General features: G+C 69.7%; 7 protein-coding genes and 1 pseudogene. 3 read left to right on the forward strand and 5 right to left on the reverse strand.

Translation table 11 applies throughout. The annotated features are described in order from the left end of the window. The 3 genes from RH94_RS34730 to RH94_RS34740 all read left to right on the forward strand — a co-directional run. Window positions 1-1,212 (forward strand): CHAT domain-containing protein (locus RH94_RS34730; protein ID WP_143204108.1); only part of this gene is annotated, 1,212 nt, incomplete at its 5' end. Between the two features lie 35 nt (window positions 1,213-1,247). Then, window positions 1,248-3,665 carry a tetratricopeptide repeat protein gene (locus RH94_RS34735; protein WP_073952272.1) on the forward strand — a complete coding sequence of 806 codons (2,418 nt, stop codon included), beginning with the start codon at window positions 1,248-1,250 and terminating at the stop codon, window positions 3,663-3,665. 33 nt (window positions 3,666-3,698) lie between these two features. Further along, on the forward strand, window positions 3,699-4,082 hold the full coding sequence (locus RH94_RS34740) for a hypothetical protein (RefSeq protein ID WP_073952273.1): 384 nt from the start codon (window positions 3,699-3,701) through the stop codon (window positions 4,080-4,082). 186 nt (window positions 4,083-4,268) lie between these two features. Here the strand turns inward: RH94_RS34740 and RH94_RS34745 are convergent, their stop codons facing one another. The 5 genes and pseudogenes from RH94_RS34745 to RH94_RS34765 all read right to left on the reverse strand — a co-directional run. Beyond that, a complete protein-coding gene (locus RH94_RS34745; RefSeq protein WP_079189303.1) occupies window positions 4,269-6,635 on the reverse strand; it encodes a hypothetical protein in 2,367 nt (788 codons plus the stop codon). After that, the gene (locus tag RH94_RS34750; protein ID WP_073952274.1) at window positions 6,632-6,958 is read right to left on the reverse strand and encodes a helix-turn-helix domain-containing protein; all 327 of its coding nucleotides are present in this window, start codon (window positions 6,956-6,958) and stop codon (window positions 6,632-6,634) included. The genes RH94_RS34745 and RH94_RS34750 overlap by 4 nt, the downstream gene beginning before the upstream one ends. Then, a pseudogene (locus RH94_RS34755) lies at window positions 6,955-8,040 on the reverse strand (tyrosine-type recombinase/integrase). Before RH94_RS34755 ends, RH94_RS34750 begins: the two are co-directional and overlap by 4 nt. A 55-nt stretch (window positions 8,041-8,095) precedes the next feature. Beyond that, window positions 8,096-10,504 (reverse strand): DUF4158 domain-containing protein, encoded by a 2,409-nt coding sequence (locus RH94_RS34760; RefSeq protein WP_234426253.1) that lies wholly within the window; start codon window positions 10,502-10,504, stop codon window positions 8,096-8,098. Between the two features lie 96 nt (window positions 10,505-10,600). Next, window positions 10,601-11,381, reverse strand: a 781-nt coding sequence (locus tag RH94_RS34765; protein ID WP_234426254.1) for a YibE/F family protein, incomplete at its 5' end; no start/stop codon positions are given.

An 11,381-nucleotide genomic window follows, 5' to 3' on the forward strand; every position in this document is an offset into this window, starting at 1 on the left:
GAGGCGCTCGGGAAGCTGAACTGGCCACTGGACGCCGAGGCCCTGGAGGACCTGCGCTGGTACCTGGAGGACTACCTGCGCGCGCCGTTCGGCGTCTACGGCGACCGCGGACCGGACATCGCGCGAAGGCTCCCAGAATGGGGGGCCCAGATATTCGAGTCGCTGTTCAGGTCCGGACCAGCCAGGGACGCGTACATCCGGGCACGTGCCAGAGGTGGCTCGCTGGAAATCGTACTGCGCTCGGGCGCAGCCGCGGTCCTGGGCCTCCCCTGGGAGCTGATGGTGGATCCAGGGCGGCCGTCACCGCTCGCCCTCGACGGTGTGGCGGTAACCCGCAGCCTGCCGAATGCCAAGCTGGGCGAGGTGTCCCGGTTCAGGGATCGTGACCTGCGCGTGCTGATGGTGATCTCACGGCCGCTGGGGGCGGGCGACGTCGGCTATCAGATGATCGCCCGCCCGCTGCTGCGGCGTCTGGAAGCCGTCCGGGGGCAGGTGGAACTAACGGTGCTGCGCCCACCGACTCTGGAGCGCCTGGACGAAGTGCTCCAGGAGGCGCGCGAGGCCGGAAAACCGTTCCAGATCGTGCACTTCGACGGGCACGGAGCCTTCGGAGAGGTGCCCGGGGCGGGGCCCGCCCCCGAGCCATGGACGTTCCAGGGGCCAGGGCCGCAGGGGATGCTGGCGTTCGAGAAGCCTGGGGGAGGACAGGACTTAGTGCCCGCGGAGTCGGCCGCACGAGTACTGGCCCGGGCGCAGGTGCCGGTGGTGGTACTGAATGCCTGCCAGTCGGCCGCGATGGGCGCACAGGTGGAGGCCGCAGTCGCGACCCGCCTACTGCAGGAGGGCGCCAAGGCTGTCATCGCCATGGCCTACAGCGTGTACGCCGTGGCCGCCGCGGAGTTCATGTCGGCCTTCTACGAGCGCCTGTTCGCCGGCGACCGCGTGGCCGAAGCGGTGGCCGTCGGCCGCAGCCGGCTGGCCCGACGCTCGCTCCGTCCCTCGGCAAAGGGAATGCTGGCGTTGGCGGACTGGATGGTGCCGGTGCTGTACGCCAGGAGCGAGGTGGCCTTCCCCGACCTGTGGAGCAGCCGCTCCGCCCAAGAGTCGCACGAGACCCTGCTGGACCGCGTCCTGGAGCGGGCCGAGGCGCCCGGATCACCGGAGAACGAGGACCTCGCCCCGGTGGGGGAGTTCGTGGGCGCGACAGCCTGATCCACACCCTCGATGTCGCGGCACGGCTGCAGCGCGTGGTGGTCCTGCACGGGCCTGGGGGAACCGGCAAGACGGAGCTGGCGAAGGCGTTCGGCCGCTGGAGCCGTGACACCGGCGCGGTGGACAAGCCGGACTGGGTCATCACCCACTCATTCGAGCCCGGTCCGGCGGCCTCCGGCCTCAGCAGCGTTGTCGACACCGTCGGCCTGCGGGTGTTCGGGACCAGGTTCGCGGCGCTGGGCCTGGAAAGGCGGCTCGCGGCTGTTGAGGAGGTGCTGTCGACCAGGCGGTTGCTGCTGATCTGGGACAACTTCGAGGCCGCCCACACCGTGCCCAATCCTGCTGCCGCCTCGATGACAGAGCCGGAGCGGGCCGCACTTGCTGCCTTCCTCGACCGCTTCGCCCGCAACAGCCGCAGCGCGATCGTCATCACCAGCCGGACCCCGGAGGCATGGCTCGGCGAGGTACGTCGCGTCGAGGTCACCGGTCTGGAACGCGGCGAGGCCGTCCAGTACGCGGAGCACCTCCTCGCCCCGTACCCGAATGCACAGCCGCGACGCGAACAGCGGGCGTTCGGCGAGCTCATGCAGTGGCTGGAGGGCCACCCGCTGAGCATGCGTCTGGTCCTCCCCAGTCTGGACACCACGGACCCGGCGCGGCTCCTGCACCGCCTCAAGCGGGGTGAGGCTCTCCTGCTCGGGCCAGGCGACGGGATGCGCAACGGTTCACTAGCCGCGAGCATCGCCCACTCCTTCACCCACCTGTCCCAGGCCGAACAGCGGGCGCTCACTCTGGTGGGCCTCGTCCACGGTGTGGCCGACCCTAACCTGCTCGCGCTCGTCTCTAAGGACTCGGCGGCGCCGCAGCCGTTCCGGGGGCACACTACGGAGGACTGGGAGCGGCTCCTGCGGCGGGCGGCGGACCTTGGTCTGATTACCGAGCAGGACGAGGACACCTACCGGATTCACTCGAGCTTGTCGGCCTATCTCTCCGCTTGGTGGCGTGCGGACGACCCCGACGGTCACCGGGCAGCCCACGCGGCGGCGACGGAGGCCCTTCTGCGGGTGTACGCCCAGTTTGGCGCGTTGCTCACCCGGGAACTGAGCGGCAGGAGTGCCTCGGGTGCCGTCGCCATGATCGAGATCCACCGGCGGACCCTCACCAGCCTGCTCGGCTTCGCCTGCGACCAGAGCGAATGGCAGTCCGCCGCACTCATCGTCCAGCCGCTGTACGCCTACTGGAAGATACGCGGCCGTTCTGCCGAGGCACAGGCCTGGACCGACCGCCTGCGGCTCGCCCTCGAAGGCCCCGACGGCACACCTCCCGGCCTGGACACCCCGGCGGGCGGACTCTGGACGCTCGCTGCCCTCGACGAGGCTGCCCGCCAGACGGCGACGCACCGGCTCGCCGAGGCCGAGCGCACCTACCGGACGATCCTGGCGGCCCTCGGGCGACTGACCCCGGACCGTGGGGTACGCCAGGCCCAGGCCCGCATCCACCACAACCTAGGTGCTTTGGCGGAGCGGCAGGGCCTGCTCAAGGATGCGACCGAGTTGTACGAACGGTCCCAGAACGTCCTGGGCGAAGCCGGGGACGCGCACGGCGAGGCCAACGCCTTCCACCACCTCGGTATCGTGGCGCACGACCAGGAGAGACTGGCCGAGGCGGAGAGGTGGTACCTGAAGGCTCTCGGCATCCGGGAGCGGCTCGGTGACCAGCCCGGCACTGCCGCGAGTCACCACCACCTCGGCATGGTGGCGCAGGAGCAGGGTCGGCTTGCCGAAGCCACCGAACGGTACCGCAAGTCGCTCGCCATCCTGGAGGCGTTGGGCGACCGGCCCGGCACAGCCCGCAGTTACTCACAACTCGGCATGCTCGCCGCCCAGCAAGGCCGGCCGGCCGCTGCGGAGAAGTGGTACCGCAAGTCCCTGACCGTCCGGGAGCAGCTCGGCAGCCGCCACGAGACGGCCGTCGACTACCACCACCTCGGCATCCTCGCGCAGAACCAGGGCCGGCTCGCCGAGGCCGAGGACTGGTGCCGACGCGCGCTGCGCGTCTCGGAGGAGACCGGCAACCGGCCGGCTGTCGCCTCCAGCCGGCACCAGCTCGGCAAGATCGCACACCTGGGCGGTCGGCACACCGAGGCCGAGCAGTGGTACCGGCTCTCGTTGGAGATCAGCGAGGAACTCGACAGCCGACCCGCCATGGTCCTCAGCTACGGGGAACTCGGCCTGCTGTCCGAGGAACGCGGCCGGTATCGGGAGGCCATGGAGTGGACGGTCCGGTGCCTGGCCTGCTTCGAGGAGTTCCCCCATCCCGCGACCGGCCCCGGCCCCCAACACCTCGCGCGCCTGACCTCAAAGCTCGGTCTGGCCGTCCTGGAGGAGGTTTGGCCCTCGGTCACGGGAGACGCCCTGCCTGCCGCGATACGCGACTTCGTCGCCAGCGAATAGCCGACTCGACGCACTACCGAGCAAGGAGTCTCAATGACCCACCCCGTCGAAACCGCCGCCCGTGCCGCCGCCCGACGGCTCGCACCTCCACACGGCCGAACCCTTGCCACGGACGTGGAAGCGGCGCTCCACACCCGGGACATGGCACACCGCCCCGATCAGTACCTCGATCCGATCTCTCTCGGCTCACTAATCGTCAGCATTGCCACTCTTGCCTGGACCATCTACCACGACAGCACCAAGGACGGTGCTGCCCCGCCCCCTGCCGTGATCACCCGCCGTGTCCGAGTCCAGCTCGACCGCACAGACGGCCCCCGGCCGACGCTCGACCCGGCCGAGCAGGAGAGGATCATCGAAGTCATTGTCGAGGAGACCCTCAACGCCGCCCAGCCCACACCTGGAGGCGCTGAGCACTGACCAGCTACGGCCAGTTCGAGCATCGGGCTCCCGTTCCACCGCATGGCGCCGGTCCATGGCACCATGGCGCCTGGGTCGTTAAGCGGATTCTGGGAGACGTTCTGCGACGACGTGGCGATCGGGGACTATGCGGACTGGGATGCGTGATCTGGCAGCGATCTCCGGCTGGTGCCTCCCGGCCCTTGATCAGCCCTGTTCGTGACCACCCCGACCTTGTTCCTCGGCGCGTGCCGCGAGGTACTCGGCCCAGTCGCGTCGGGCGTAGGCGACCCAACGGATGGCAGTGTGGCGGTGCATGCCGGTCAGATCGGCGAGGATGAGGCTGGGGAGGTCGGCGGCGAGCGCGGCGAGGGCGGAGTTTCGGGCCGCACGGACCGCGATTCCGTGGCGGTTGAGCTTCTGCGTCATGGCGTGAGTCGAGATGGGCTTCCCAGGGACCAGGCCCGGGAACAGCAGCCGGGGGCCCGGGGTCGCCTGGGCGAACAGGGATCGTGAGCCGGGCAGGGGCTCTTCCGCCAACTGGTGCATCAGACCGGCCAGTCGCGGGGGCAGCAGCACGGGGTGACGGCCGAGCATCAGGTGGGTGTGCTTGCTGCCACGCTGCAGGTGGTCGGGCGTCAGATGACAGAGCCGCTCCGTGGACGGACCGAAGAGCAGGGTGATCGCGCCGGCTGCTCGGACGTCCAGAGGCAGGGCGTCATCGGTCAGGCATCGCTGGAGGAGGCTCCAGCGATCGTCCTCATCGAGCAGGGCCTGAGGCTCCTGTTGCGGGATCGAGGGGACGGTGAGCTTGCGGGTGAGCCGACGGCTCGCGGTCCAGCTCAGGAAGTATCGGATCAAGTAACGCCGTTGGCTCGCGCCGTCGGTGACCCAGTCGTCGACGTGCTCCTGGGTGAGGTCTGCGAGTGCGAGTTGTTGCTGGTCGAGCCAGGCCAGCAGTTCGAGGGCCACGCTGACGCGACGTCTGAGATCGCGGTCGGCGGACGCCGGGTACCGGCGGACGGCGGCGCGTTGGCGTGCGCGTCGGAGTAGGAACCAGTGCAGGAACGGGCGGGCGAGGTTCGCGTGGGCCGCTGGCTTGTCGGCCAGTTCGTGCTCCAGCCAGCCGGGGATCCGTTCGATGTCTTCGTTGCGGGCCTTCAAAATGCCTGTGTGCACCAGGAGTTGGCGGATGTAGCGCTGGTTCCGGCTGGGCGGTAGCTCGTCGAGCAGCTCGTGGCTGAGCGGGCGGTCCTCGGTGACGAGGCGGGCGAGGAGCCTGCTGTTCGGGCTCTCGCGGATCCACTGGATCGCCTGGAACGGCGCCGGAGCGGCAGCCAGCGCCGTCGCGAGCGGCTGCAACTGCTCGGGGACCACGCCGTCGGCCCCAGCGAGCAGGAGGTCGACCCGCTCGGCGAGAACGCAGAACGCGCATCGGCCCCGGCTGTGAGGGTTGCCGGCCCGGCCGCACTGGCGGCAAGTGTAGTCGGCAGCGAAGCCGACGCAGGGTCCGCAGACGCCGGTGCCGTCGGTGTCCCGCGCGATGAGCGGCTGGACCGTGCCGCAGCGTGGGCACTCGGCCGGCGACCGGAGGACGGTGTTGTAGCAGGTCAGGCAGACTGGTCCGATCGGCCATCGCGTGTTGACCGGCTTGGTCCGACCGCAGCGGGCGCATGGCTCGCCCTGTCGATTGCGCCGGTAGCAGTTGCCACAGACGGGCTGGCCCTGGAGCCTGCTGCAGGGCCGGATCCGACCGCAGGCGGAGCAGGTCACCTCAGGGCCGCGGTAGCAGCCGTCGCACAGGTCGGGCTCACCGTCGTGCGCGTTGCGTGCGATGCGCTTGAGCTGCCCGCACCGGCCGCAGAGCCGTCGCGGTCGGCGGTGGCGGTTGTAGCAGAGGTGGCAGAGAGCGCCGTCGGCGTCGACAAGCGCCGCGACCGCGGTCTTGCCGCAGGCCACGCAGGTGTGAGTGGGGCGCTTCCAACACCTGACACACAGGCCCCGGCCGTCTTCTCGGCGGACCACCGGGTTCTGGAGTTCGCCGCACCCGGCGCACCCCTCCATGCGGGCGGGGTCCTTGTGGTAGCAGGCCGAGCAGATGCCGCCCTCGGGGCGACGGGCGGAGATCCGCATGCCCTCGCGGTGACAGCGCGCGCAGGTGGCGCGGCGGCTCTTGGCGTCACAGGTCGCGCAGAGTCGTCCCTCGGGCCGCAGCTGCCGAAGGTCGGTCCGCACCGTGCCGCAGTGCGCGCAACCGGGGCGAACGACCGGGTGGCCGCCCTCGTGCAGCACCTGGGTCAGCCGCAGCAGGACCGGCGGACAGAGCGAACTCCCAGAGGTCAGGGCCTGGGGATGGCCGGCCAGGTGCTCGGCGAGCTCTTCCAGGAAGCGGGCCGCCCCGCGCACGGGGATCGGCACCGCGACCACCAGTGCGGCCTCGGCCTCCTCGGAGCCGAGGCCGGGCAGAGCCGCGGTGAGGTGGGTGGTGACAGCGGAAGTGGCGGCCTCCAGCCGAGCGGCCTGGGCTGCGAGGCGGGCGACGACAGACGGCGCGGTCGGCGAGGGTGCGGTCACAGGCCCTCCGGGCGCCGGATGGAGGTCCGGCGAACGGCCGGAAGCGGACCGGGCGTCTCGCCACCGGCAGTCTTGCGGACTTCCTCGTTGACGACCTGGACATCGATCAGATCGTTCGGCTGGCAGGCGAGGATGTCGCACAGGGCCGCCAGGACGTCCATCGACAGCCGCTGCGGGGGCTGGGTGACCAGCCGGAAGACCTGCTCGCGGGAGAGGGTGATGCCCCGCTCCGCCAGCAGCGGCACCAGGTCGGTGGTCTGGAACATCTCCCGGTCAGCCATGAGCTTGCGCAGGTTCCAGCAGTAGCCCATCTTCTTGATCACTTGGGGTCCTCCCAGATGCCGGGGTAGCGATGGGTCAACTTCCGCTGCAGCAGCCGGTTGCGGTACTCGTCCGAGACGCCGGTGTAGATGGCCGTGGTGCTGGCGTAGCCGTGTCCGGCCTGGTCCTGGACGAACCGCTCCGGGTAGTCGAACTCGACGAGATGCGTGATGTACGAGTGCCTCAGACAGTGCAATTTCAGCTCTTCTGGCAGGTCAGCGGCCTTCCGTGCGGCGTCGAAGGCTTCGTTCGCCGACCGGCGTGACAGGCGCCCACTGCGTTCGGTGACCCAGATCGCCGGGTGCTTCCCGGCGCCGAACCGGGGGCGGACCTCGGTCAGGTAGTGGTCCAGGACGTCGACGATCCAGTCCATCTCCGGGACCGTGAAGATGGTGCGGCGCTTGGGCGGGCTGCCCTTCGAGGACTTCCCCTACCGGACGAAAATCGCCCCGTGGCGCCCGTACTGCGGTGCCTTCGGGTTGCGCCGCAGGTCGGCGACGTCGAGATGGACGCTTTCCCGACGGCGCATGCCGTAGGCGTAGTAGCTCTTGAGCAGGGCGGAGTCCCGCATCGCAGCCAGCGCGCCCTTGCGGCCTCGCTTCCGGATCTCCTCGACCCGGCCGTCGGCGGCGTCGAACAGGGCCTGGATCTCGTCGTAGGTCAGCGGGCGACGGCTCGGGTCACCCTCGTACTCGCTGACGTGGGTGACGGTGTTCCACTCGTGCAGGATCTGCACCGGCACCTGGCCGAAGCGCTCCTGACAGACGTTCATCCAGCCGTAGCGCGCGTCCGTGATGTACTCGCAGAACAGCCGCAAGTGGTTCTGGTAACCGCGGCCGCTCGACACCGTGAACGTCGGCGTCTTCGCCCGCAGGTGGTCGATGAACGCCTCGGCCTCGGCTGGCTGCCACTGCCACGGGTACTGGTTGGTGAACTCGGCGAACCGGCGGACCAGCGACAGCCGCGGCTTGATGGTCGAGTCCCAGTTCAGGAAGCGGCTCCGCTGCTGCTTGGTCCACCCCTCCAGCATGGCCTCGAACACCGCCGGCTCGGGGTCCAGGTACGAGACCCCGTCCACGAGCATCAGGTGGGCCGCCCCCGCCAGATCAGCCGCTCTAGCCACTCCAACCTCCGTTGCGTTAGATGCAACATTGTTGGGATGGCATGCGTCGAGCGCAAGAGCCGCTGGCCGATCGGTTGCCCCTTGCCTGGCGACCGTGAAGGCAACCTCTCCCACCTGCTGTTATGCGCGTTGCCCGCCCTGTCGGATGTTGCATCAGACGCAATTCCGCCCCTTTGACGGCGTTCAGCCGGGTGATGCCACGTTTGAAGCCGAAGTACTTCGGGTTCGGGGCGGCGCTGATGGTGCGCACGGGCACGACGAACCGCAGCCCGTCCACGGAGGCGAGCAAGCCGTCGCCCCAGAACTGCACGATCGGTACCTCGGCCTGGGCAGCGATCAGCGCCGCGTTCGCCGCGGCGATCGTGTCCGCGCGCAGGTAGTACTGGTCGACGTGGACCAGGCGGGAGCGGGTCAGCGCCTCGTAGCTGGGGTTGATGACCGGGGTCGTCCCGATGTTGCACGCCTCGCTCACCAGCAGCGCAACGACGGACGTGGTCAGCTCCTTCATGCGGGTGGTGCCGTCGCCCAGGTGCACGAAGGCATCCAGGAACCCGGTCCAGGCGTGCACCTCGAACAGCAGGTCCGGCAGGTCGATCTTCGGGAGCATCTTCTCCACGGTCCTGCGCAGCCAGCGCAGCGCCTTTGGCTCGCCGAGTGCGCCGAGGGCGTCCACATTCAACTTCGCCCGCCCGTTGGGCTGGACCTCGACGGAGACCTTCGCGTTCTCGCCGGCTTCCTCCAGCCGCTCGGCCATCAGCTTCCACCCGGCGTCCAGCGCCGTCACCAGCTCCTTCAGGTGCTCTTCGACGGGCATGTCCAGGCTCAGGCCCGCCACGACGTCCTCGCGGACGGCGTCCCACTCCTTGCCGTCCAGCAGGCGGGCGCGCGGGTCGGGCCAGCGGTGCGAGGGGGAGGCGAACACGTCCCGGCGCATCAGCGCGCGGTACAGCTGCTCCAGCACGCACACCACGTACGCGTCGCGGTCCACCGACCCCGGCGGCATCTCGGCGTTGGCGTACACCGCCTTGCGCCACACGGGCGGCACCAGCTTGTCGTCGACCTCCCGCGGCAGCAGCGGCTTGTCCTTCACCCTCCGCCGTGAGAGCGCCGGCAGACGCTTCACCCCGGCCAGCACCCGCGCCCCGCCCGGGGCGGCCCCCAGCGCGGAGGTCTCGCCCAGCAGCGACAAGAACGGCTTGACCGTGTTGTAGCGGTTGGCCAGGGCCTGCCGCATCGCGGTCTCGGCCGTATCGTCGTTCGGCACCAGCGACTCCACCACCGCGGCGGCGCTCATCACCGCCGACCGCGGAACGATCTCCTCCACCGCCCGCCACAGCGCGGCCACGTCCAGATCGGTGCCGTGCTGCTCGACCAGCTCCAGCTCCTGAAGCAGCACCTTCGACGCCCGCGCCAGCATCCGCGACGCCTTCTCCAGCTGCGGCAGCGCCGACAGCCGCTCCTTGTCCGTGGCCCGCTTCGCCGTGCTGATCAGCCTCGTTGCCATGAGCACCTGGAACAGGTCCAGGGCCTCGTCGATCGCCTTCGCCTCCAGATGCCGCATCACCGCCGTCAGCATCGCCGTGCGCTTCGGCTCACCCGCCCGCTCCAGGTTTGGCGCCTTCGACCCCACCGCGTACCGTGCGAGAGCCGCCAGCCGGTTCGGCGGGACCTTGTTCAGCTTCACCCGGCCCAGCCGGTACGCGGCAATCTCGTCCACCCGCTGAAGCGCCTGCATCATCGCCGTGCCCGTCGTCCGCGTCGGCGGCCGGCGCAACTGCTCCAGGTACGAGTACCGCTTGCTCTGCGGCGTTTGAAGCAGCGCCACCAGGTCCTCGGGCAGGGACGGGTCGGCGCGGTGGGCGGCCTTGGCGACCGTGGTGTGCAGCCGCTTCTCGGTGATCGTGCGGACCTCGGACACCTGCCGGGCCAGCACCGAGACGCCGGGCAACAGCACCCGGTTCCGCCGCAGCCAGCCCACCGCCTGGTTGAACAGGGCCACCGGCCCCTCAGCATGCGCCGTCCAGGCCCGGCCGTGCAGAAAGGTGCGGAACTTCCGCCCCCACTCCGGATCCTCGTAGGGGTGGTAGGCGTCGCGGATCTCCCACGCGTGGTCGTACACCGTCTGGTGCCGCTCGGTGTACCGCTTCACGCACGACGGGTCCTCGATCTTCAGCTGCGCGGCCAGCTGCTCGACCACCGACCACGGCACATCCAGCGGGTCCTCCGTCAGGAACAGCCCGATGTACCGAACGGTGCACATCTGTAGGGCAAACCCGAGCTGATGGTGCTTCGAACGACGCAGCGCGATCAGATCCCGATCCACGTCGTCCAGGAAGAAGAACCGCTCCAGCTCCGGCCGCGTCGGCTCCTCCACGAACCGCCCGTACGCCCCAGCCTGCTCATCAGTTAAGAACTCCACCGGCACGCGGCGGACCGTAGCCGCACCTCACCCGCACCCGAGGACCTTTCCTCAAATCCCAGCGCGGCACCGGATCACTGTGCTAGCTGACCATGATCAATCTCACCGATAACCGCTGTACCGGTGTTCCCCAAGGCCGGTGACCGGGACGGAGGCGACCAGGCCGATCGAGCCCACCAGTGTGCGCACGATCTCCTCGGCGACCAGTTCGCTGTTGGCGACGGTGCCCACGCCGCTCTGCGCGATGGAGAAGAGCAGCAGCAACGGAAGCGCGGCACCGGCGTAGGCGAGGACGAGGGTGTTGACGACGGAGGCGATGTGGTCGCGTCCGATACGGATGCCCGCACGGTACAGCGCGCGTCGGCCCAGCGTGGGGTTGGCCTCGTGCAGTTCCCAGACCGCGGACGTCTGGGTGACCGTCACGTCGTCGAGGACTCCGAGCGAGCCGATGATGACGCCGGCCAGCAGCAGGCCGCTCATGTCGATCGACGGATACAGGCCGTGGATCAGCCCGGTGTTGTCGTCGGTGTTGCCGGTGAGCGCGGCCCAGCCGATGAAGAGTGAGCCCAGCACGCCGATCAACATCAGCGAGATCAGTGTGCCGAGCACCGCCACCGACGTACGGGCGGACAGGCCGTGGCACATGTAGAGGGCGATCAGCATGATGGCGCTCGACCCGACGACCGCCACGGCCAGCGGGTTCGAGCCCTGCAGGATCGCGGGCAGGATGAACAGGTTCAGCACCAGGAAGCTGACAGCCAGCGCGACCAGCGCCATGACGCCCCGCAGCCGCCCGACGACCACGACGGCGAGTGCGAAGACACCGGCCAGCAGCGCCATCGGGAGGCGCCGGTTGACGTCGGCGACCGAGTACTGCAGGTCC

This window comes from Streptomyces kebangsaanensis, assembly GCF_001906585.1.
Taxonomy (GTDB): Bacteria; Actinomycetota; Actinomycetes; order Streptomycetales; family Streptomycetaceae; genus Streptomyces; species Streptomyces kebangsaanensis.

Coding starts and splice junctions, on each gene's coding strand:
- RH94_RS34740 (WP_073952273.1), top strand. CDS start 3,699: ATGACCCACCCCGTCGAAACCGCCGCCCGTGCCGCCGCCCGACGGCTC.